The 23152-nt window shown below is 63.3% G+C and carries 20 protein-coding genes; 11 read left to right on the forward strand and 9 right to left on the reverse strand.

The window, feature by feature from the left end; genetic code table 11:
* Positions 1 to 59: 59 nt before the first annotated feature.
* Complete coding sequence (locus FJ867_RS13035; protein WP_140624905.1) at positions 60 to 839, reverse strand: helix-turn-helix transcriptional regulator; 780 nt, start codon at positions 837 to 839, stop codon at positions 60 to 62.
* 86 nt (positions 840 to 925) lie between these two features.
* On the opposite strand from FJ867_RS13035, the gene FJ867_RS13040 reads away from it, so the two are divergent.
* From FJ867_RS13040 to FJ867_RS13060, 5 genes are all read left to right on the forward strand, one after another.
* On the forward strand, positions 926 to 3091 hold the full coding sequence (locus FJ867_RS13040) for a hydantoinase/oxoprolinase family protein (protein ID WP_140624904.1): 2166 nt from the start codon (positions 926 to 928) through the stop codon (positions 3089 to 3091).
* Positions 3092 to 3104: 13 nt separating this feature from the next.
* Positions 3105 to 5300, forward strand: coding sequence for a hydantoinase B/oxoprolinase family protein (locus tag FJ867_RS13045; protein WP_140624903.1), 2196 nt, complete (start codon positions 3105 to 3107; stop codon positions 5298 to 5300).
* A gap of 5 nt (positions 5301 to 5305) precedes the next feature.
* A complete protein-coding gene (locus FJ867_RS13050; RefSeq protein ID WP_140817581.1) occupies positions 5306 to 5812 on the forward strand; it encodes an acetone carboxylase subunit gamma in 507 nt (168 codons plus the stop codon).
* A gap of 109 nt (positions 5813 to 5921) precedes the next feature.
* Positions 5922 to 6749, forward strand: coding sequence for an SDR family NAD(P)-dependent oxidoreductase (locus FJ867_RS13055; RefSeq protein WP_140817582.1), 828 nt, complete (start codon positions 5922 to 5924; stop codon positions 6747 to 6749).
* A 255-nt stretch (positions 6750 to 7004) separates the two neighbouring features.
* On the forward strand, positions 7005 to 8306 hold the full coding sequence (locus FJ867_RS13060) for an O-antigen ligase (protein ID WP_140512908.1): 1302 nt from the start codon (positions 7005 to 7007) through the stop codon (positions 8304 to 8306).
* A gap of 224 nt (positions 8307 to 8530) precedes the next feature.
* Here FJ867_RS13060 and FJ867_RS13065 read toward each other — a convergent pair whose 3' ends face one another.
* Complete coding sequence (locus FJ867_RS13065) at positions 8531 to 9796, reverse strand: polysaccharide biosynthesis/export family protein (protein ID WP_181165291.1); 1266 nt, start codon at positions 9794 to 9796, stop codon at positions 8531 to 8533.
* A 110-nt stretch (positions 9797 to 9906) separates the two neighbouring features.
* Complete coding sequence (locus FJ867_RS13070) at positions 9907 to 10584, reverse strand: sugar transferase (protein WP_140497203.1); 678 nt, start codon at positions 10582 to 10584, stop codon at positions 9907 to 9909.
* A gap of 600 nt (positions 10585 to 11184) precedes the next feature.
* Between FJ867_RS13070 and FJ867_RS13075 the strand changes: the two genes are divergently transcribed.
* On the forward strand, positions 11185 to 11460 hold the full coding sequence (locus FJ867_RS13075; protein WP_140512914.1) for an exopolysaccharide production repressor exox: 276 nt from the start codon (positions 11185 to 11187) through the stop codon (positions 11458 to 11460).
* A gap of 17 nt (positions 11461 to 11477) precedes the next feature.
* Here FJ867_RS13075 and FJ867_RS13080 read toward each other — a convergent pair whose 3' ends face one another.
* The 6 genes from FJ867_RS13080 to FJ867_RS13105 form a co-directional block, all read right to left on the reverse strand.
* Positions 11478 to 13322 carry an ABC transporter ATP-binding protein gene (locus FJ867_RS13080; protein ID WP_140670773.1) on the reverse strand — a complete coding sequence of 615 codons (1845 nt, stop codon included), beginning with the start codon at positions 13320 to 13322 and terminating at the stop codon, positions 11478 to 11480.
* A gap of 6 nt (positions 13323 to 13328) precedes the next feature.
* Positions 13329 to 14300: a serine kinase gene (locus FJ867_RS13085; RefSeq protein WP_140624898.1), complete on the reverse strand. Its 972-nt coding sequence runs from the start codon at positions 14298 to 14300 to the stop codon at positions 13329 to 13331.
* Complete coding sequence (locus FJ867_RS13090) at positions 14297 to 16204, reverse strand: lasso peptide isopeptide bond-forming cyclase (RefSeq protein ID WP_140817584.1); 1908 nt, start codon at positions 16202 to 16204, stop codon at positions 14297 to 14299. The genes FJ867_RS13085 and FJ867_RS13090 overlap by 4 nt, the downstream gene beginning before the upstream one ends.
* Positions 16205 to 16207: 3 nt before the next feature.
* Entirely contained in the window at positions 16208 to 16582 is a 375-nt protein-coding gene (locus tag FJ867_RS13095; protein ID WP_224618327.1) for a lasso peptide biosynthesis B2 protein, read from the reverse strand.
* 118 nt (positions 16583 to 16700) lie between these two features.
* Positions 16701 to 17000, reverse strand: a complete 300-nt coding sequence (locus tag FJ867_RS13100) for a PqqD family protein (RefSeq protein WP_140497191.1) — start codon at positions 16998 to 17000, stop codon at positions 16701 to 16703.
* A 166-nt stretch (positions 17001 to 17166) separates the two neighbouring features.
* Entirely contained in the window at positions 17167 to 17319 is a 153-nt protein-coding gene (locus tag FJ867_RS13105; protein ID WP_140497189.1) for a lasso peptide, read from the reverse strand.
* A 522-nt stretch (positions 17320 to 17841) separates the two neighbouring features.
* Here FJ867_RS13105 and FJ867_RS13110 point away from each other — a divergent pair.
* From FJ867_RS13110 to FJ867_RS13130, 5 genes are all read left to right on the forward strand, one after another.
* Entirely contained in the window at positions 17842 to 18969 is a 1128-nt protein-coding gene (locus FJ867_RS13110; RefSeq protein ID WP_140817585.1) for a nucleotidyltransferase family protein, read from the forward strand.
* A gap of 70 nt (positions 18970 to 19039) precedes the next feature.
* A complete protein-coding gene (locus FJ867_RS13115) occupies positions 19040 to 20062 on the forward strand; it encodes a glycosyltransferase family 2 protein (protein ID WP_140817587.1) in 1023 nt (340 codons plus the stop codon).
* Positions 20063 to 20285: 223 nt separating this feature from the next.
* Positions 20286 to 20687: a hypothetical protein gene (locus tag FJ867_RS13120; RefSeq protein ID WP_140630102.1), complete on the forward strand. Its 402-nt coding sequence runs from the start codon at positions 20286 to 20288 to the stop codon at positions 20685 to 20687.
* Between the two features lie 136 nt (positions 20688 to 20823).
* Positions 20824 to 21699, forward strand: a complete 876-nt coding sequence (locus FJ867_RS13125; RefSeq protein ID WP_140630100.1) for a family 16 glycosylhydrolase — start codon at positions 20824 to 20826, stop codon at positions 21697 to 21699.
* A gap of 73 nt (positions 21700 to 21772) precedes the next feature.
* Entirely contained in the window at positions 21773 to 23104 is a 1332-nt protein-coding gene (locus FJ867_RS13130; protein ID WP_140556874.1) for a UDP-glucose/GDP-mannose dehydrogenase family protein, read from the forward strand.
* Positions 23105 to 23152: the final 48 nt, after the last annotated feature.

Here is a 23152-nt window from a genome sequence, read left to right on the forward strand (position 1 = left end):
GGCGCGTTATGCCGGGCTCCCCTCGATCTGCCTGTCCAGCGCTTGCACCAGCGCCAGGCCTATTTGTCCGAGCGGTACAGGAAGAACTGCAGGAACAATTCCCGCTCGGTGGTGATGTCGAGCTTCTCATAGATGCGCCGGCGATGGTTCTTGACCGTGCCGACGGTGATGCCGAGCCGCTCGGCAATGTTGGCGGTCGGATGGCCGGCCAGGATCAATTGCACGAGCTCTCTTTCCCTGAGCGACAGTTCCGGCCATAGGCTCGCCGGGATTGTGGGTTGCTGGCGCGGCGAGGCGCCGGGGCTGGAGGGCGCCGAGCTGCGCGTGAAATCGCTTCCGCGCGCCTTGATGTCGAGCGCGTGCAGCGCCTCGAACACCGGCAGCCGCTCGGTCAGCAGGGCGATCTCGCTGTCCTTGAACGCCGTCGTCGAACGATCGAGGAAAATGCCGAGGCACCAGTCGCCGCCATCGGCCAGCATGATGCCGACTTCATCGCATATCTCCGATTGCGCGAGGAAGCCGGCTATGTACTGGCCGCGTTTCGCCTCGTCGTCGGCCAGCCGCTTGAGCGGCATGATGCCCAGCCGGCGCTCGCGCCGCCAGGAAGCGTAGAAGGGGTCGAACACGTAGTAATTATCAAGATAGCGCCGCACCATCTCGTCGGAGAAGCGCCGGTGCTTGACGAATTGCGGCGTCTGCGTCGCCGAGTAGCGCGTCACCGTCACCAGGTCATGCGCGATGTCGGCGCCGATCAGGTCGATCAGGCAGTCGACATGCCTGTCGGTGCCGGTGGCGGCGATCGCCATGGCGAGCGGCGCCCAGATGTTGCCCATGCGCATGCCTCTTTTTCGGCGACGAGCTCTCGCCCGTCATTGTGCCTTTAGGCATATGGCGCGATCCGGTCCCGCGAATCTAGCCTGTGGTCATGCTCGGCAAGGGAAGGCGACCCGTGGACCATATCTCTACCAATCCCATCGTCATCGGCATCGACGCCGGCGGCACCATGACCGACACCATCCTTGTCGATCAGGACGGCCGCTTCAAGATCGGCAAGTCGGCAACGACGCCGAAGAACGAGGCCGAGGGGTTCCTCGCCTCGGCCGAGGACGCGGCGGACGCCTGGGGCATCTCGCTCGAGGCCCTGTTTTCGGGCGTCAATGTGGTGCTCTATTCCGGCACCGGCATGCTCAACACGCTGCTGTCGCGCACCGGCAGGAAACTCGGCCTGATCACCACCAAGGGCCTTGAGGACATGATCCTGATGGGTCGCGGCCTGCAGGCCTGGGCCGACTATTCCTATGCCGACCGGCTGCACGCTGTGACGCATCATCATCCCGATCCGCTGGTGCCGCGCCGACGCACTCACGGCGTCACCGAGCGCATCGACCAGTTCGGCGACATCATCCTGCCGCTCTACGAACATGAGGTCCGTGCCGCGGCGAAAAAGCTGATCGCCGACAAGGTCGAGGCGGTCTGCATCATGACGATCTTCTCGCATGTCAATCCGGTGCATGAGAAGCGCATCGCCGAGATCTGCCGCGAGGAGATCGCCGCCGCCGGAGCCGACATCCTCGTCTACGGCAGCCATGAGGTGCGCCCGGTCATCCGCGAGCAGTCGCGGCTGAACTCGGTGCTGATCGAGGCCTACGCCACCTCGCGCGGCCGCAAGCAGCTCAAGGGGATCGAGGACGTCTCGAAGAAATACGGCTTCAGATATGGCGTCCAGACGCTGCTCTCCTTCGGCGGCCTCACCTCGATCAATCATCCGCGCCTGCACGAAACCATGATCTCGGGTCCGATCGGCGGCATTCTGGGCGCGGCTTATGTCGGCAAGCTGATCGGCAATGACTCGCTGATCTGCTCCGATATGGGCGGCACCTCCTTCGACATGGGCGTCATCACGCGCGGCCAGACACGGATCGAGAACGAGCCGCTGATGGACCGGTTCAAGCTGAACGTGCCGACGCTGCATCTCGACACGATCGGCGCCGGCGCCGGCATGATCCTCAAGGTCGATCCGCTGACGAAGAAAGTCTCGCTCGGGCCGGAAAGCGCCGGTGCCGATCCCGGCCCGATCTGCTTCGCCAGGGGCGGCACCGAGCCGACCATCGCCGATTGCGACGCCATCCTCGGTCGGCTGAACCCGCATTATTTCCTCGGCGGCAAGGTCGTGCTGCAGGTCGAGAAGGCGCGCAAGGCCTTCGAGGAGAAGTGCTCCCGTCTGCTCGGCGTCGGCGTGGAGGAAGCCGCCGAAGGCATGATCGATATGCTGGAGGCCGACGCCAACAACGCGCTGCGCCGCGTCATCTCCGGCCAGGGGATCCACCCTTCGGAGTTCACATTGCTTTCCTATGGCGGCTCGGGGCCGCTGCATCTGGCCGGCTGCTCCAGGGGCATCGGCTTCAAGGATATCATCACCTTCCAGTTCGCGGCCGCTTTCTCCGCCTTCGGCTGCACCACGGCGGATTTCATGCGCCGGCATTCGGTATCCACCCAGATCGACATCGGCGCGCGGGCGAGTGAGGCCGAGCTGCTGGCCTTCGGCGCCAGAGTGACTGCGGTCTGGGACGATCTCACCAGGGCCGCGGTCGACGAGATGGTGGCCGACGGTCATGCGCTGGACAAGATCAGGACGGTGCCGTTCCTGATGATGCGCTATACCGGCCAGCTCGAGGACGTCGAGGTGATGGCGCCGCTCTCGGCGATCAATTCGGCCGGCGACATGTGCAAGGTCATCGACGAGTTCGAGGCGGTCTACGCCAAGGTCAACCATCGCGTCTCGCGTTATGGCGAAGCCGGCTTCTCGATCACCGAGCTCGGCCTGATCGCCACCGCCGACAAGGTCAAGCCCGTGCTGCTCAAGCGGCCGCTCGGCCCCTCAAACCCCGCATCCGCGCACAAGGGCGTGCGCGAGGCCTATATTGGCGGCCGCTGGCACAAGGCCGATCTCTACGAGATGGATCTTCTGCTGCCGGGGCATGAGGTGACCGGCCCGGCCATCATCGAACACCCCGCCACCACCCTCGTCGTCCATCCGCGGGACCGTGTCTTCGTCGACGAATGGACGCTGCTCCACTACTCCCACGCTTGAGAGGGCGAACGCCATGCTGGACAAACCCGCCTCCGCCCTGCGCCTCCGCGAGCGGCTGATCGAATCCGAACGGCTCATGGACGAGACCGGCTGCTATGACGGCATTACCGATCTCGAACTGCGCAACCAGGATCCGCTGAAATTCGAGACGCTGCACACCAAGCTGCGCGCCTACTGCGTCTCGGCGCGCGAGATGGCGCGTCGCATCTCGGCTTCGCCCGGCGTGCGCGAGGTCGGCGAGATGGTCGTCGCCATCTACACGCCCGAGGGCGACGCGATCGCGCTCTCCAACGGCATCATGGTGCATGTGCACACGATGAGCCGCTTCATCAAATGGATGATCAGACAGGGCTACGAGGAAAATCCCCGCATCGTCGACGGCGACATCTTCGCCAACAACGACGCCTTCATCGGCACGGTGCAGGTGCCCGACGTGATGGACGTGGTGCCGATCTTCCACTCGGGCAAGCTCGTCGGCTGGGCCGGCGCCGTCTGCCATGAGCTGGAGGCCGGCGGCATCACGCCGGGCGGCGACGTGGCGCTGGCCCAGGAGCGCTTCACCGAAGGCCTGTTCGTCTGTGCCGAAAAAGTCGGCCAGAACGACGAACTGCGGCGCGACTACGTGATCCGCTGCGAGCGCAATCTGCGCATGCCCATCTACTGGGTGCTGGACGAGAAGGCCAAGGTCGCCTCCTGCATCGACATGCGCGAAAGCGTCAAAGCGCTGATCGACGAGATCGGCCTCGACTACTGGATGAAGGTGTCGAAGGAATTCATCGAGGAGGGCCGCCGCGCGCAACTCGCCCGCACGCGGCAACTGACCGTTCCCGGCATCTATCGGGGGCATACTTTTTACGGTCACGTCACCAAGGGCAAGCCGGGCTACCAGCCGCTCGGCGATCCCGACTGGCTCTACAACATACCGATCGAAATGGAGATCACCACAGGCGGCAAGATCATCATGGATTTCGAGGGCACGCAGCCCTGGGGCTACCATTCCATGAACTGCACGCCGGCCGGCATGGATGGCGGCATGTTCGTGACGCTGACCCAGCACATGAATTTCGAAGGCCTGGTCAATGACGGCGCCTGGATGGCGACGGAGCTGAAGCTGCCGCATGGCACCTGGACCAATCCCGACAATGAGATGGTGGCCACCGCCACGTCCTGGGCGCTGCTCTTGCCGGCTTATGGCGTCTTCCAGCGGCTCCTGTCGAGATCATTCATCGCCCGCGGCTTCGTCGAGGAGGCCTTCGTCGGCCAGGTCAACAGCCCGATGATCGAGATGGGGGGAACCAGCCAGTACGGCACGCTGTTCGGCATGGCGCATTTCGAATGCGCGGCCGCCGGTTCCGGCGCGCTTGCCATCAAGGACGGGCTGGACACCGCCTATGTCGGCTGGAACCCTGAATCCGACATGGGCAACATCGAGATCTGGGAACAGAACATGCCGATGGTCTATATCGGTCGTTCGATCGTTGCCAATTCCGGGGGCGCCGGCAAATATCGCGGCGGCTGCGCCTTCCTGTCGACCTGGCTGGTCAGCAAGACCGACCATCTCCGGCTGGTCACCTCGGAACACTCCTCGCGCGTCTTCGACAATGGCGGGCTCTGCGGCGGGTATCCGGCGCCGACGTGCCAGAAACACCGTGCGGTGCGCGACAGCAACATCTTCGAGCTTGCACAAAAGGGCGCGCCGCTGGCGCACCATACCGGCACCAATCCTTATCGTTCCGAACTCGAGGTCCGGCTCGAAGGCCAGCACGTGACGATGGAAGGGCCCTATATCACCGCGCCCCACAAAACCGGCGACGTGTTCACCCATTCCTACAATGGCGGTGGCGGCTATGGCGACGTGCTGGAGCGCGATCCGCTCAAGACGGCATCGGACGTCGAGAACGGCTATCTCACCAGGGAAGCTGCCGAAAATATCTTCGGGATCGTGCTTGACGAGGACGAGGACGGCTATCCCGTCGCCAACCTCGAAGCCACCAAGCGCCACCGCGCCGAGATGCGGTCGCGCCGGCTCGCTCGGGCCAGGCCGGTCTCGGAGTGGATGGCCAAGGAGCGCGAGCGGGTGAAGGCGGCCGATTTCGCGCCCGAGGTGAAGAAGATGTATGCCAGCGCCATCAAGCTTTCGCCGCGCTTCACCAGGGATTTTTCAACCTTCTGGGATGTCGACGCCAAATCGACCTTCGGCGTGGAGTAGGGACCATGACCTCATACAGCAAGGAAGTCATCGCCGATCTGGTCGCGGGCACGCTGCCCTGGCCGCAGACGCGCCGCGTCATGAGCGCCTACAAGGATGACGACCGGTTCTTCAAATATGTTTCGGTTTTGCAGGACCGAGTCGGCTGGAGCGATCCGATCCTGCTTCCCGTGGGCGACCACCTCTTCATCTGTCAGAGCGGCGATGAGCGGGTAACCCGTTGCGAATGCGGCCATTCCTTCGGCGACTACCGCAAGAACTGGAAGCTGAAGGCTTCGATCCTCGTGCGCGACAGCGAGGAGGCGCTGCGCGAGATTTATCCCAACAGCGACCTGCCGGATCCCGAATGGATGGAAATCCGCGAGTTCATCTGCCCGCAATGCGGCACGCTGCACGAGGTCGAGGCCGCGGCGCCGGGTTATCCCATCGTCCATGATTTCGAACCCGACCTGGAAGGTTTCTACCGCGACTGGCTGGGCAAGCCGCTCGAGCCGATGGACAAGGAAAGCTGATGGCAAGGACACAAGTTTCGTCACCGGCTCCGAAGGTTATGTTGGCCTATGAAGTTCAGATACTCTCGGGACTGATGGACCGTCCCGTGCCGCGCGGAGGCCATGCCCGATGACAAACCTTTCCGGCCGCGGCGCAATCGTCACCGGTGGCTTCTCCGGAATGGGCCTGGCGATTGCCACGGCATTGGCGCAGGCCGGCGCCAATGTCGCCGTCGGCTCCTATGTCGCACCTGGCGGCGTGGAGAGATCCGACGCCGCCTACTATCCCGGCGACGACGAGATAGAGCGCGTGCGTTCGGCTCTCGGCGCGCATGGAACGAGGATTTACGCCGCCCATCTTGACGTGCGCGACAGCGACGTCACGAACCGTTTCGCGGCCGACGCCCAGGCGGCGGTCGGTCCTGTCGACATCCTGGTCAACGCCGCCGGCACCACGGCCGAGCAGCCGGTCTGCGGCCATTCCGACGCGCTGTGGGACAAGATCGTCGACACCAATCTCACCGGCGCCTTCCGCGCCACCCGCGCTGTGCTGCCCGGCATGATCGAGCGCGGCTGGGGCCGCATCGTCAACATCGGCTCGACCGCCGCCTCGGTCGGCTGGAAGGACAATCCCGCTTACTGCGCCTCCAAGGCCGGTCTCCTCGGCCTCACCCGTTGCGTGGCGCTCGAAGGGGCGGCGCATGGCGTCACCTGCGTCATGATCAGCCCGACATGGGTCGAGACCGAACTGATGCGCCGCAACGTGGCGCAGGTCGTCGAGCGCGAGGGCAAGGGCCGCACGGCCGAGGACGCGATGGCCGAGATCGCCAGGGGCAACCCCCAGCAGCGCATTCTCCAGCCGCAGGAGATCGCGGCGCTGGCCGTGTTCCTCTGCTCGGATATGGCCAAGGGCATCACCATGGAAAACATACAGGTCACCGGCGGAGCACTTTGGTAGCGCGCACGGCTGTTTGCGGGCCTCGATGGAGAGGCCGGCAATGGAAAGAGAAGTCCGATCCCGTCCGGGCGTGTCCCGGACCTGATCTCTCGGCGCTCGCCTGGCTGTAAGACAAGGTGACCGCATTTGCCATTGAGCGCGCGGCGCGATAGGTTATATTGCACTGCACAATGGAGATGCCGTCGATTGCACCCTTCTTACGGAGATGCCTGCCGGCTACGCGGCGGTCCGGGGTAGGCTCGGCGAGAACCTGAGATGAAGATTCCAAAGTCCTTGCTGGTCGATCCCGAGAGGAACTCGGTCTACGGCAGTTTTGCCGTTGCCGTTTCGGTCTGGGCATTCTCCTACTCCGTCATATTCGGCCAGGTGCTGATCCTGGCCTATTATGCGGTGTGGCTGCCCCTCATCATGGTCGACTACAGGCGGTTCCTGCGGCATCTGTCCAGCGCCTGGCTGCCATTGTCGTTCGCGGCCTATGTATGCTTCTCCGTCTTCTGGTCGGACGCTCCCGGCATCACCGCGAGAACGGCCGTCCAGTACTTCTCCCACATCGCCTGCGCCTATGTCGCGGCGCGAGCCGTCAGTGTGCGGACCCTGACGATAGGCGCCCTGGTCGGCATATTCGTCGTCCTGCTCTACTCTCTCAAGGTCGGGGCCTATTCCGAGGACGTCCTCGACGGCACCTATAATTTCGTCGGCGCCTTCGCCTCAAAGAACCAGATCGGCTTCGTCGCCTCGCTCGGCATCTATTTCAGCGTCGTCTTCATCGCCTTCCTCAGGCACGGCCGGCTGAGCCTGTTCCTGACCGTGCCGGTGGTGCTTTTGTCGGCCTATCTGCTGGTCATCTCGCATTCGGCCACCTCGATGGCCTCGACACCGGCGGTGCTGGCGCTGGTGATGCTGCTTGCCATGAGCAAGGTGCTGTCGCGACGCTACCGCCGGGTGATCTTCCTGGTCGGCACAGGCATGCTGGTCGTCGCTATCCTTGTGGCGCTGAATCTCGGCCTCATGGACTTCGTCCTCGGCCTGTTCGGCAAGGATTCGACGCTCACCGGGCGCACCTATCTGTGGGAGCAGGGCTGGAACGCCGCGCAGAGGGCGCCCATGCTCGGCGTCGGCTATGCCGCATACTGGGTCCAGGGTTTTGCCGAGGCCGAGCGCCTGTGGAACGAGTTCTACATCACCACCCGCACCGGCTTCCACTTCCACAACACCTACATCGAAGCCCTTGTCGAACTCGGCTTCGTCGGGGCGACGCTGGTTTCGCTGGTCATCCTGCGCACGCTTTACGGCCATGTCTCGGCGGTCGCGTTCGGAACATGGCGGGCGGATTCGGTCGTTCTGGCCGGCGTCATGGTGCTGCTCCTGATCCGCTCCTTCGTCGAGGTCGAGATCCTCAACCCCTACATCATGGGTTCCTTCCTGATGTATTTCAGCTTCTTCAAGCTGGCGCGACTGCCCGTTGCCCGTCCTCGCCTGTCTGCGGCAAGGATCGAAGAGGCAAATGCCGCCAGAGGCTGGAGCGGCCCCGAGCCTGGCACGGACGCCGCTCGATGAATACCGATCGGTTTCCCGTTTGGGATTGCGTCAAAGCAAGGCGATAGAGCGGCTGGCGATTCCCTCAAACGCCGCCCCGCTCCAGCAATTTCAGGAAAGTGTGTACGGCTTCCCCGGGAAACGCGCGCAGCGCTTTCCGTCCGGAATTGCGCAAAAACAAAGGGATAGAGCAGCTCACCGTTTTCGTGAACGGTGAGCTGCTCTTATCTCGGCCGTTCGACCACTTACTGGCTGGGCATTGGCGCCAGCTTGACCTTGATCACATCGCCCGGCAGCACCGGCGTGTCTTCCTTGACCGCAATCTCGCTCGTCTTGCCGTCGGCAGCGCGCAGCAGTGAATAGATCAGGGTGGGCTCTTCGTTGGTTGCGCTGGCGGCCACGGTGGCGGGATCGGTGGCCTGGGCCATCAATCCTTTCTGCATGTTGACCCTCAGCGCGGCCTCGTTCAGGTCGGCTTCGGTCTGCTGCCGGTCGGCGGCGAGGCTCGAGCTCAGCGTGTTCTGGGCATCGATGGCATCCTGCGTTGCCTTGCTGATCGCTTGCTTGGCGGTGAGGATGGCCGTTTCGTAGTCCAGGATCTTGCCCTGAAGGTCGGTGACGGACTGCTGCGAATCCAACAGTCTTGCGTTGGCGACCAGGCCTTTCTGGGCCAGCGGACCGATGCTGGTGAGTTGCTGCTGCGCCAGGTCGACCTGCTTCTGCTGGTTGACGATCTTCTTCTGCAGCGATTCGATCTCGGCCTGCAGGACCCCTTTCAGGTCGCTGAGCGCCTCGAGCTTCAGCTTCAGCGCCTTCTGGTCAGCCGTGAGGATCGTCATCTCGTCCGCGACGATGGCTTGCAGTCTCGGATCGCCCTCGACCTCCTTCGGCACGTCGAAGCTGGACTTGCCCGCAAGGTCGGCATCGATGCGCGCGCGCTTGACGATCAGTCGAACGCGCTGATCGTCATATATGTCGAAATTGCCTTTGGCGGTGACCAGGTCCTTGCCGAGCTGCGGGCCGTAGTCGGCGCTTCGCCGGATGCCGCCCGCGATGCTGACCGCCTTCAGCACCGTAAGATCGGGCACATAGGGGAATTGGCCGGGGTTCTGCACCTCGCCCGAAATATAGAACGGCCGGAACTGCGCCATTTCGACCGATGCCTCGGGCCGGTCCGACAAGGCGAGCTTGTGCTGCAGCGCCTCGCCGATCGCCGCCGCGACTTCGGCCGTTGTCTTGCCGGATGCCGGCAGCTCGCCGACGAAAGGCACCGACAGCATTCCGGCCGGCCCGACCGTGTATACGCCATTCACCGCCGACCAGTCGCGGAACGTGCCTTCGACGGTCTGCCACTCCGCGATACGGATGGTGAGCTTGTCTTGCGATCCGAGATGGTACTCGTCGGCAAGGGCGATCCGAGGCAGGGCGAGCGACAGGGCCAGGCAGCTGGCCACGAGCCGCAAACGCCGCGAGCGGCCCGAATGCGGGCCGCTGCAAAAAACTTCGAACATGTCTATCTTCAACTGAATGTTCCGATCCGCTTTGGCCCCACCAGCCCGATGAGCCTGCGCCCGATGCCTGCCGGGAGAAATCTCCCGCGTGCGATCCGGTTCGCGACCGCTCAGTAGCAGCCGCGCGACATCCAGACAGCCGGAACTGTCTTGATGATGATGCGAATATCCTCAAAAAGTGACCAATTCTCGACATAGTGGCGATCGAACGCGACGCGGCTGTCATAGGAGACGTCGTTGCGGCCGCTGACCTGCCACAGGCCGGTCAGGCCGGGGCGGGACTTCAGGTAATACACGGCGGCGCTGCCATAGATCTCCAGTTCGTCGCGCACGACCGGGCGAGGTCCAACAAGGCTCATGTCGCCCTGAAGGATGTTGATGACCTGCGGCAACTCATCGAGACTGAGTTTCCTCAGGACCGCGCCGACCCGGGTGACTCGCGGATCGTTCTTCAGCTTGCGGGTGGCTATCCATTCCGCCTTGGCTTCCGGATTGGCCGCCAGATAGGCAGCCAGCACCCTTTCGCCGTCCGGCACCATGGTGCGGAACTTGAGACAAGGGAAAACCCGTCCGCCACGCCCGATTCGCCGGTGACCGTAAAAAATCGATCCGCCATCGGAGAATTTGACGAGCAGCGCTATCATCACGAACAGCGGGCTGAGAGCGATCAGGGCGGCCAGTGAACCGGCAATATCGAAACTGCGCTTGATAAGGCCGCCGATCGGCGGTGGAAAATCGACGCCAGCCTGCGAAAACTCCGCTGTGGCCGACTTGGCAACATCCCTCATGCCAAAACTCCATGCGTTGACCGGATGGTTTACGGCACGATATCAAAAAAATGTTGCAGCGCAACACACAATTTCCCGCACCTTTGAAATAGTCACGTCATGAATTGACTAAATAATAAGCGTGCCCTGCACAAATTTCGGAATATTTAGCACATTTATGACAATAAATGGGCATAGCCGGAAAAATAGAGGCGCTTTTGGGGCAACTTCTAGGCGGGGCGTTCTTTATGCCCTTGAATGGAGCTCGTTGGTGCTTTAGCGCGGCACGATATTCGGTGGTATTCATATAAAATACTATTCAATATTGTAGATTCTACTGAAAAACACCAAAGAGCCGAAGTTGCGCGTAATCCCGTCGTGTGCGTTGCAGCATGAGCGAGTCGAGCGCAAAAGCTCACCTAAAAATAAATGCAGTTGCCCTTGCGGCCTTTTGCTCGCCTTAATAGAATTGCAAATTATACCTGTCAAAGTGGCGACAGGTTGAAAGGCCGGAAGCAACCGGCCGGGAGCGGGCGACTTAACAAGCCCGCATGACAAGGGACGACGCTCGGGTGGGGCAATGATTGGAATATACCCGGGCCGGTTTGTGGGCTGTTGGGTATGTCGCTTCCAAAATTCATCGTTGGGATGATTTTCGCTCTTGCGATCGTCGTTGGCTGGTCATGGCTGGGCGGCGCTTCAATAGGCACGACGCTGCTGCGCGTCATCATCTGTGCCGTGGTCATCCAGGCGGGCTACTTCGTGCTCGTCTATGCCATGATCGTCAAAAGCGCGCCGACGCCGGCCGACAGGACACGCGAGGCCGAAAGAAAGCTGAGTTCGGCCGAGGTGGCCGAGGGTGAAAAGCTCGGCGGCGCCGGGCGAAGCCTTCACTGACCCAGACCGGGCTGGCCTCAGGCCACGTCGGCGGGTTCGGACTGAGATTGTTCGCCCGAAAGCATCCGGGACAACCGGCTTCCTGCTTTCGCCTTCAGCCGCCGATATTGCCCGGCCTCGACGACACGGCCGTTTTCCATCGCCACCACCCAGTCGGCGAAGGCGATCATCGATGGCCGGTGCGCGATGGTCAGGATCGTCATCGAGCCGCGCAGCCCGTCGATCGATTGCGCGATCAGCGCCTGGTTTTGCCAGTCGAGCGCGCTGGTCGCCTCATCGAGGATGAGCAGCGACGGCTTGCGCAGCAAGGCGCGCGCCAGCGCGATCCGCTGGCGTTCGCCGCCCGACAACCGCACGCCGCGGTCGCCGACCACCGTTTCGAGCTTGAGGTCGAGCCGTTCGACGAATTCGGCCGCATGGGCCGATCGCAATGCGGCCCACAGTTCATCGTCGCTTGCTTGCTGTGCGGCCAGGCGCAGGTTCGCCGCGATCGTGTCGTGCAGGAGAAACACGTCCTGCGGCACGTAGGCGACCTGGTCGCGCCAGCCCCGGCGATTGGCGGCGTCGATCTCGACGCCATCGACGAGGATCGTGCCGGCTGTCGGCTCGAGCAGGCCGAGCAGCATGTCGGCGATCGTGCTCTTGCCTGATCCCGAAGGGCCGATAAGGGCGGTGACCTTGCCGGCCGGAAGGCCGAAGGTGATGTCGCTCACCACCGTCTTGGCGGCGCCGTCCTCGTAGGCGAAGGAGACGCCGCGAACATTCAGTCCGAAATCGAGCGACAGCTTTCGAGCGTCCTCGATCCCGGCATGGCCAGGTTCCCGCTCGGCGTCGAAACGCATCTGCAGGCTGCGCATCGCGGCATAGGCGGGCAGGTTGATCAGGACCTGCTGCGCTTGCGTCTGCATGTCCATGAAGCGCGGCGCGATGCGCATGAAGACCAGCAGCAGCACCACGATCTCGGCCAGTGAGAGGTCGAAGCGAACCAGCGCCACATAGATGAACAGGCTCAAGCCGATCACGCTCGCCACCTGGAACAGGGCGGTGCCGGTCGAACTGTTGCGCACATAGGCGATGTTGTCGGCCTTCATTCTTTCAAGTGTCGCCTGCAACTGCGCGAAATAGGTCGCCTCGATGTTCAGGCTCTTGGCCACCTTGATGCCGCCGAGGAATTCCGAGACCGTCCGGTATTGATCCTGGCGGTTGGTGGTCAGGACCTGGCCAAAGGCGGTGGCCCGCGACCGGAATGGCCGCAGCGCGAGGAACATCAGCATGCCGATGACCACGGCGAACAGCGTCATGACCGGCGAAATGAACATGGAGATCACGAGATAGCCGGCCAGAAGCACGGCGATCTGCACCAGCATCAGCAGCGAGAAGGCCGCGCCCTGGACGCGGTCTATGTCCCCGGTCAGCGCATGGTCGAGGTCGGAGCCGCGCATGCGCGTGAAGACGCCCCACCGTGCCTTGCCGATGCTTTCGAACAGGTTCATGCGCAGGCGGTTGATGAAATCGAAGAGAAGCCTGGCCATGTAGACCGACTTGAAGCGGTTGAAGGCGGCCTGCAGCGCGACCAGCGCCACCAGCATGCACAACATCGTGGTCAGCTTCAGCGTGCCGTCCGGCACCAGCCAGCGCATGAAATCATTGTCGGGCAGCTTGATCGCGAAATCCTGGCCGGAGCGTCCGACCAGTTGCAACAGCGGGACCAGCAACAGGATGGATATGCCTTCGGTCAGGCTGCCCATGATCAGGAAGAGCAGCGCCGTCCAGGCCCGCCGCCCGCCTATCTGGGCGATAACGGCGCCGAACCCGGCGATTTCCCGAAACAATGACGGGCGAAGGAGCGATGATTTCGACATCTCCTGCTATCCCTGTCCGGCCATCAGGTCATGCTCGACGAGGCTCACGACCTCGCCGATCCTGTCGAGGCCCGTCGGCACTTCGAGCCTGCACACGCCGACGCGATCGGCGAGCCGTGCGCAATGCCCGAGATGCGCCGCCGCGAAATCGCCGACCAGGGCGGCGCGGCCGAAACGCGTGACGTATGAAAATCTGATCACGGCCGGCAAAGCGGCGATGCCGGGCATGGGCAAGATCTCAGTCTTTTGGCCGCGCTCGAGAATATAGATGCGGGTCGCCGGAACCCTGTCGCGCGAGAACGCCCCGTGCAATCGGTGCTGGGCCTTGTTGATAGCCGGATGCACCTGCGGCCGCACTTGTGCCCCTTCGAGCGAAATCGCGGCAGCCGCGTCGGCCGCCAGCTTGATCTGGGGAAAACCCGGCACGATCATCGGCTCGTCCGGATGGCTGAGATCGAGCGCCACGACGTCATCGGTAAGCAGTTCGTGTCCGGCACGGATCATGGCGCTTGCCGTCGTCGATTTGCCGGCGCCCTTGTCGCCCATGAAGATGGCGCTTTTGCCGGCAATCGCGACGGCGCTGGCATGCAGCACGAGCAGGCCGCGCTGGTGCAGGATGAGCGCCATCACCGGTCCCAGCAGCGGGAACGCGATCAGCGCGTCGTCGATGCCGGGCGCCGGCTCGACCTCGATGCGGCAGGCGTCGCTGATCAGGAACGCGGCGACAGCGTGCCATGCCAGATATTGCCGATCCGGTTCGAAGCGGAAAATGGTCGCGGCCTCGGGCGAAGGCTTCGGCATATCGATCGCGCCGACACTGATCACGATATCCGCCGCTGCGGGTTCGGCCGGCTCCAGTTCTGGCAATGTCACCTCGGAAGCGATGGTCAGGCCGTAGGCTCGATAAAAACGGCGCTGTCCGCGCGGCCAGCCTTGCGCGCGCGGGCGGAGGGCCAGCGGCTCGTTCAACGGCGTCATGCGGCACTCCCGGCACGCTGCACCTGCCGCAGCCACAGCGACAGCGACGCCGAGCGCCAGACATACTGGACGTCGAGCGGCGCCGGCCGGTCGGGCCGACTGAGCAGCCGGGCATAGGCAGCCTTCACGGCCGGCAGGTTGATATAGGGCTCGATGCGGCCGGCGTCCGGGCCGAGCACCTGTTCCAGGAGGTCGCGGTGGTTGCGCAGCATGCCGTTGACGAGATTGCCGGTGAAATCGATCTTGTCGCGCCGCCACTGGACCGCCGCCGGCAGCACGTCTTGCATGGCGCGGCGCAGCACGTAGCGGCCAAAACCGCGGCTGAGCTTCTCCTCGCCCGGCAATGCCAGGCAGAACTCGACCAGCGGCTTGTCCCAGAAGGGATAACGAGGTTCGACGCCGAAATTGGCGGCCGCCTTGTCGAGGACTTCGAAAGCATGCGGCACATAGCCGTTGGAAAGAATCCAGCGGTGGGTCAGCGCCTCGCTGGCGCTGACGTCGGGCGGCTTGTAGCCGGCTCGGTGAACCCGCTCGATGAGCTCGGTGCGGCCGGCAAGATCGGCATTGATCAGGTCGCGCCAGCTTCCGCCCTGGGCCGGCTTTCGCAGCCTGTGCAGGAGCCGGTTCGCGGCGTGCCTGAGCCTGGCCACGCGCCAGGCAGGCCCGTAGATGGTCAGGAATTGGAAGTACATGCCGAGCATGCCGTCGCCATAGGTGTTGGAAGCGCTGCGGATCTCGCGCCACAGCTCCAGCCACTTGCCTGCATTGGCAAGCTCGTGCAGATGGCCGTGCCCCTGCGATACGACTTCGTCCCCGCCATGGCCGTCGAGAAGCACCTTGACGCCTTTGGCCCCCGCCGTCCTGTAGACCTCCCGGGTGAGCGTAAGGCCCGGCGCCAGGAACGTTCCTTCCTGCTCTTCCAGCACCCGTTCGAATTCCGCGAACGGCGCGTAGTTGCCGACCGGGATCAGCGTGCCGTCGACGCGCCCTTGTTCCAGCACCGCGTCTATGAAGGGGGTTTCGTCCATCGCCGAGCCGCGTTCGAAAACCAGCGAAAAGGTGGGCAGCCTCGGCTTTCCCTCGGACAGGTTTTGCCGGCCCGCCACGCAGGCGATCGAAGAGGAGTCCAGGCCGCCGCTCAGCATGGCCCCGACCGCCGCGCTTCCGCGCATGCGGTTGCGCACGGACTGCGAGAAGAGGTGGGCGAATTCCTCGGCGGCGTCCAGCCGCATAGGCCGCGACGACGGCTCGATCTGCCAGTATCGCTGCAGCGTCACGCGCTGCCCCGTCACAGTGAGGCTGTGGCGCGCCGGCAGGCGGAAAATATCGGTGTAAGGCGTCGCTTGCGGATCGTCTGGCAGCCCGGCCAGGAAACCCGAGATCTGATGTTCGCTGAGGCGGGCGCCGGCGCTGGTGACGCCAAGAATCGGGCCGATTTCGGAGGCAAAGACAAAGCGCTGCCCGTCCGCGTGATAGTAGAACGGTTTGACGCCGAAATGATCGCGCGCGCAAAACAGCACCTGCCGCTCGGCATCCCAGATGGCGAAGGCGAAGTCGCCTTGCAGGTGCACGGGACAGGCTTCGCCCCAGCGCAGATAGGCCCACATCAGGAGCACGGCGTCGGCAACCGATGCGTCGCGGACGCCGAGCCGTGCCGTCAGCTCGTCGCGATTGTCCAGGCGGCAATCCGCGGTGACGGCCAGTTTGCCGCCCGCCATCGTCAGTGGGCCGGGGCCGGCTTCATCGGTCGTGTTGAGCCAGGCGTGGCCGAGCGCGACAGCCTTGTCGGTCCACCACGAACTGCCGTCGCGGGCGCGATGACGCATGCGGGCCAGCATGCGCTGGATATCGGCTGCGGACTCCGGCGCCTCGTGCCCGTGCAGGATACCGGCCACGCCGCTCATCGGTCATTGACCATAGTCGACGAGAGGGACAAACCTGTCTATCGAGCCGCCAAGGACGACATGGTTGCCGCTGATCAGCCAGGCATGCGCCTTCAGCTGCCGGCCGGTGTCGCGCTCGATGCCGATGCGGATCTTCGAGGCGTTGCCCTGGCGGGCGAGAATGTACTGGCCGGCGAGCGCCTGGGTGAGGCAGCTTGCGCGCGGCACCAGGCGGGCCGCGGCGGCAACGCCCCAGGCGACACGGCGCAGCTCTCCCGTGCTGGCGCATTCACGCGCCTCCAGCCGGGTGACGATGCCGCGAAGGCGGTTGTAGGAGAACAGGGTCAGCCCCAGGCGAACGGCCGCGACCACCAGCAGGCAGCGGCAGAGGAACAGCATTTCCGGGCCACTCAGGGAGAGAGCTCGAAGCCGACGCCGCCGGTGCTTCGTCTGGTCGGGACTTTTCTCCGTCGCAGGTTCTTGCCGCAAAACCGTGACCCGCTTTTGCGGAACCTGCCTAGACAGGTTCCTCATGATGCAGCCTCGCAAGTCCGCTATCGGCCAGACCTTTCAACAGCGCGTCGACATCGGCCCTGCAGCGCTCGGCGTCGACATCATAGCGCGCGAGCACGGCCCGGCGGATTTCGGCAATTGGTTTCGGCTCCTGAATCAGCTCCCAGATGAACGTGCCTACCCCGTTGAGGCTGTAGTAGATGTTGGATTTCAGGTTGAGAAGCGCCAGGCCATTGCCGAATTCGCAGGCAACCGCTTCCTTGGTCGCACTTACGCGATCGTGGTCAGATGGGTTCCAGTTCATCCGAAAACCTCGTTTGCTACACACTGTCCGCAATGCGTGCCGACCATTCTGGCGATGAAGAAAAGCCGGGTCAGGCAATGAAGAGAAGCCGGGATTTTCACCCCGACTCCCTTTATGGTTCTTGGATTCCAGAGGCTCAACGTGTCCCTCCAGAATCAGGACAGGCTCAGGAGAACGTCAGGTCGCCAATCGGCGTGTGCGCAGGAAATGCTGCGTCGAGCGCCGTGTTGCCGCCACCGCCCTGAGTGATGGTTTCAATCGAACCATGAACCGTCAGGCTGGGCGTTTCGTACTCCTGCTTTTCAACATTCTGTTCCATTTTACACTCCATCAAGGACTGGAAACGGCCTGTCGATTGCCGGCGGCACTTTCATGCTGCGATGCAATAGCTGCATGGCAGCATTTATGAGTCAAGCCTGATTTACCGCGCATTAATCAATTATGGACTGCGCGCGCAGACACAGTCGTGAGTAACGATCTCAAGCTTTGGCCTTCATCGCCTCGAGATCCCTGCATATGGGCCTAATGCACTAGGTCAGCATAAGAAATTGATTTGCATATATAAACTTTATAAGCCCTGTCACTTCAAGGCATGGCGACAATAATGCCCTAGCACCGGGTCTCCCGGTAGGTTTGCTACGGAACGCCGAAAAGGCCACTCGTCCCCTGGGGTCCAGCAGTTCTCCTCATCGTTCGCCCGAGCCGGTTTCGATAAACGTCGGGGCCGGATTTTTGCGCTGCAAAAGGAAAAACTGGACGGCGCAAAAGTTTTTGGCGATGCTTTGCTTCGCACCTGCAGCATAGGCGTCGCGCCGATCGCTTCTGGAGAACCGTGCGCCCGATGGCCTTGAACGAACGTTCATATGAGCGACTGCGCGCCGCCGATTGCGCCGGCGAGATCGCCTATGTGCAGGCCTGTCTGCGGCTGTTCTTCGCGGCGCGATCCGGCGCCGCGCCCGGCGATGCCTCCGGCCTCTCCGTGGCCAATGTCACCGACATAGCCAGGTTGAACAAGGTCGCGACCTTTATCCTCAAGGTGCTGTCGAGCGCACCCGCGAACGGGCCGCCGGCTCAGCTCTCCCAATGGCTCGACGCCTACCGCCGGAAGACCGTTTCGATGAACGCGTCCTGCATCATGGATTCGATGGCGATCCAGGCGGCGCTGCGCGACAGGCAGATCGATTTCGTTTTCCTGAAAGGTCCCTTCCAGCAGCATCTGCTTTACGACGATCATTTCATGAAGCCTTCGGGCGATGTCGACATATTGGTGGCGCCGGCCGGGTTTTTCAGGGCGCGCGAGGCGCTCCGCTCGATCGGATACGAGATCGCCGGCAAGTCGCGCTCCGTCTGGTGGGTCCGTTTCCTCGGCGAACAGCACATGGTCCGCGGCGACGGGCCGACGCAATCCACTGTCGATCTGCATTATCGGCTCCAGCAACCCGGCTCGCCCAGCCCGCGCGACGCGGATGGCTTCCTGCGGCGCAAACGGCAGGTCGAGATCACCGGCGTCGAGGTGCCGTTCACATCGGCGGCCGACACTCTGCTGTTGTCCTGCATCAGCGTCGCCAAGGCGCTTTTCAACCGGGAACCCTGCGCCGGTTACGTCTGCGACGTGCGCGCCAGCGCCGACCGCCTGGACGAAGCCGAGCAGCAGCGCCTGCTCGATGCCGCCGCGGCGCAGGGGCTGGACGACACGCTGCTGCTTGGCCTGCGCGCCGCCGACGTGCTCCTCGGCGGCGCCGACACGCTCCTGTCGCAGCGCGCCGCGCGGATGCTGTCGCGTATCGGCAATGAGGACCTGCTCAACATGGTCATCGCGCCATGGCTGTCATCCCTGCGCTGGCCGCAGCGGCGCACCGTGTTGTGGGAGTTGTGCGGTCGTGCGCCGGTCCGCTATCTGGCGGAAGCCGGCTGGGCGGCATCGGCCGACATCAGCCGCCGCATCTTCGAACGGCAGGGCAGCCCGTGACGGGAAGCCTGTCAGGCATCGAACACGTACAGGGCGAGGGCAGAATGGAACCTGTGCAAGAGGCAAATTCATGTCGATGACAAAATCAAAGGTCTGCGTGATCATCGCGGCCCGAAACGCGGCGCGAACAATCGCGGTCGCCATCGCGTCCGCGCTGCGCGAACCGGAAGTGGCCGAAGTCGTCGTCGTCGATGACGCCTCCACCGATGACACGGCCCAAGTCGCCCGCGCCGCCGATGACGGCAGCGGCCGGCTCGCGGTGATCCGGCTCGACGTCAATCGCGGCCCCTCCTTCGCCCGCAACGCCGCTATCGCGGCCTCGCAATCGCCGTTCATCGCCATTCTGGACGCCGACGACTTCTTTCTCGCGGGCAGATTTCACAATCTGTTTGCCGGCGCGGACTGGGATTTCGCGGCCGACAACATCATGCTCATCAGGGACGACGCCTTGAGCGATGTCACCCAGATCGTCGCACCGCAGTTCGCGGCCGAGCCGGAATTCCTCGACCTTGAGCGCTTCGTCGAAGGCAACATCTCCAGGCGCAACGTGCGCAGAGGCGAACTCGGTTTCCTCAAGCCGGTGATCAGCCGCGCTTTTCTCGACAGGCACGGCTTGCGCTATGACGAGAGCTTGCGTCTGGGCGAGGATTACGAACTCTACGCGCGCGCGGTCGCCAGCGGCGCGCGCTTCAAGGTCATCCGCTCCTGCGGTTACGGCGCCATCGTGCGGGCCGATTCGCTGAGCGGCCGCCACAAGACCCAGGACCTGAAGCGTCTTGCCGACGCCGACCTGGCGCTGCTGGCGATCGACAGCCTGCCTGAGGGTTCCAAAGCGGTGCTGCGCCGCCATGAGCGCCACGTGCGCGACAAATACCGGCTGCGCAATTTCCTCGACGTCAAGGCAGAGCGGGGCCTGGCGTCGGCCGCGGCCTATGCCTTCGCAAGCCAATCCAACCTGGTTCCCATCGTCCAGGGCGTGGCGTCCGACAAGCTCGAGGCGCTGTTTCGCCGCGTCGGGTTAGCCTCCCGGCGTCAACATGTGCCGCCAATGCGTTTTCTCATGGCCGGCACCAGCACGGGCAAGCAGCCTTGAATGCGGGTATCCGGCCGCGCTCTTGCCAGCCCGTCGCGCAAACCATTTCCGGCGGATTTATGAGTTTACGAATTGGGTGGTTGCCTACGCGGCCCGGGGATGGCAGTCTATGTTGCGGTGCAGCAATTAGGATGGCCAATGAGCTGGCCTCCGATCGGACTGCCCGATATTGAACCGGTAAGGGGTCCGGCCGACGGCCGGACTACCATAGGACTTTGAACGCATGGCCTCGATATTCGGCTTCAGATCAAGGAATCCGGCCCGCGACCGCCAGACCGACATTTCGCGCCTCGACCGCCTGGCGAAGCTGTTCGAGCAGATCGCGGCCGAGATCGAGGCCGAGCGAAACGGGCTGGAGAATCGCTACAAGGCGACGGCCACCAACGCCGCCTTTCTGGTCGAGGCCATGGAGAACGGCTCGGCGTCTGCGCGCCGTTCCGCCGAGGTCGATGAATTGACGACGTCGATCCTGAATTGCGAGCGCCGCATCGCGGCGCTGTCGCGCCAGAACGGCATGGTCCGGGAGCTTCGTCATTCGCTGGATATGGTTTTCGATGAGGACGGGTCGTCCGATATGACGGCCAGCCAGGGGCTCGCCAAACCGGCAGGCGCCGGCAGAGGATGAAGGCTGAAGGGTGGATTTGGCGCGAGGCGGGAAGGCAGCTTGGGGAGGGGCTGACGAGAGAAAGAAAGCGCCGTTTGGCAACGGCTCGAATGGCTACTTTGGGTTGGGGATGCACAGCGCAAAGGTTGAGTTTCGTATGAATGCGGATCCGAGAACCACGTTCACCGTCGCAGTTCGCGGCATATCGTCAACGCGCCAGGCCAGACAAGCCCGCCCGGGCGGTTCCGCCGGACGCAGGGCTGCCCTGGTCGCGCTGGCCGCTCTCGCTGGCCTGTTCGCCGGGCCGGCGCCGTCCTGGTCGCAGGATCTGAAGTCGGCGCCCTCATTCGTCGATGATTTCACCAGCTTCAACCGCCAGCGCTGGTATGTCTCCGATGGCTGGACGAATGGCGGCCATCAGAATTGTACCTGGGCGAAGGGGCAGGTCAGCCTGGCGGACGGCGTGCTGTCGCTGGGTTTCGAGAAGCAGAAGACGAAGGACCGCGACTACGCTTGCGGCGAAATCCAGACCAAGCAGCGCTTCGGCTACGGCACCTACGAGGCGCGCATGAAGACCGACACCGGTCCCGGCCTCAACGCGGCTTTCTTCTCCTATATCGGACCGTCGGACAAGCAGCCCTGGGACGAGATCGACTTCGAGATCCTGACCAAGGACACGTCCAAGGTGCAGGTCAATGCCTACATCGCCGGCAAGGGCAAGAACGAGAAGCTGGTCGACGTGCCGGGCGGCACGGAAAAGGCCTTCAACGACTACGCCTTCGTCTGGCAGAAGGACAGTTTGCGCTGGTACGTCAACGGCCAGCTGGTGAACACCATCACCGATCCGGCAAAGCTGCCCAGCCATGCTCAGAAGATCTTCTTCAGCCTCTGGGGCAGCGATACGATGACCGGATGGTTGGGCGCATTCGCCGATCCCGGACGCAAGCTTTCGCTGCAGATCGAGCGCGTCGCCTTCACCGCGCAGGGCGAACCCTGCCAGTTTCCGGAATCGCTGGCATGCAGCGTAAAGTAGAACCTATTGGGAAAGTCGATTTGAACCGGCCGGGCCGACCACGGTCCGCTGCCCTGGACAGGAACAAAACAGAATGAATTTGACGGTGTTTGGTATCGGCTATGTCGGTCTCGTGCAGGCTGCTGTGCTTGCCGAAGTGGGCCACCAGGTCGTCTGCGTCGACATCGACGCGAACAAGGTCGAGCGGCTCAATCAAGGTCTCGTCCCAATTTTCGAGCCGGGCCTGGAAAGCATCGTCAGGGAGAACCATGCCGCCGGCCGGATCAAGTTCACCACCGACGCGGCCGCCGCCGTCAGGCATGGTGAAATCCAGATGATCGCGGTCGGCACGCCTCCCGGCGAGGATGGCTCGGCCGATCTCAAATACGTGCTGGCGGTCGCCGAGGCGATCGGCCGGGAAATGGATGCGCCCAAGATCGTCGTCGGCAAGTCGACCGTGCCGGTCGGCACCTGCGAGAAGATCAAGGCCAGGATCGCCGAAACGCTGAAGAAAAGAGGCCGCGAGGACCTGACCTTCGACGTCGCTTCCAATCCGGAATTCCTCAAGGAAGGGTCCGCCGTCGCCGATTGCATGAGGCCGGACCGCATCATCGTCGGCACATCGAGCGAGGCCACCGAGGCGGTGATGCGCGAGCTCTACGCGCCCTTCAACCGCAACCACGAGAAGATGATCGTGATGGATGTGCGCAGCGCCGAATTCACCAAATACGCGGCCAATTGCATGCTCGCCACCAAGATCAGCTTCATGAACGAAATGGCGAATCTGGCCGAACAGCTCGGCGCCGACATCGAGGAGGTGCGCAAGGGCATCGGCAGCGATCCGCGCATCGGCTACCACTTCATTTATCCGGGCCTCGGCTATGGCGGCTCCTGCTTTCCCAAGGACGTGCGCGCCCTGATCAAGACCGCCGAAGGCGTCAAGTTCGACGCCAAGCTGCTGCGCGCCGTCGAGGAGCGCAACAACGAGCAGAAGTCCGTGCTGTTCGACAAGGTGAACCGCTATTTCAAGGGCAACCTCAAGGGCAAGACCTTCGCGCTCTGGGGCCTGGCTTTCAAGCCCAACACCGACGACATGCGCGAGGCGCCCGCCCGCACGCTGATGGAGGCACTCTGGAACGTCGGGGCCACCGTGCAGGCCTATGATCCCGAGGCGATGCAGGAATGCCAAGCCATCTATGGGCTGCGCGACGACCTGCTTCTGTGCGGCACCAAGGAAGCGGCGCTGCGCGGCGCCGATGCGCTGCTGATCGCCACCGAGTGGAAGAGTTTTCGTGCGCCTTCCTTCGACGCGCTGAAGGACGCGCTGACCACGCCGATCATCTTCGACGGCCGCAACCTCTATGATCCCAAGGTCATCGCCCGCCACGGCATCGAATATCACTCGATCGGCAGGATGGCGGCATGAGACCGGGTTTGGGCAATCCAATGTGGGATCGCCGCGGCCGGCCGGTGT

Origin of the sequence: Mesorhizobium sp. B2-5-3, assembly GCF_006441005.1 — a bacterium.
Taxonomy (GTDB): domain Bacteria; phylum Pseudomonadota; class Alphaproteobacteria; order Rhizobiales; family Rhizobiaceae; genus Mesorhizobium.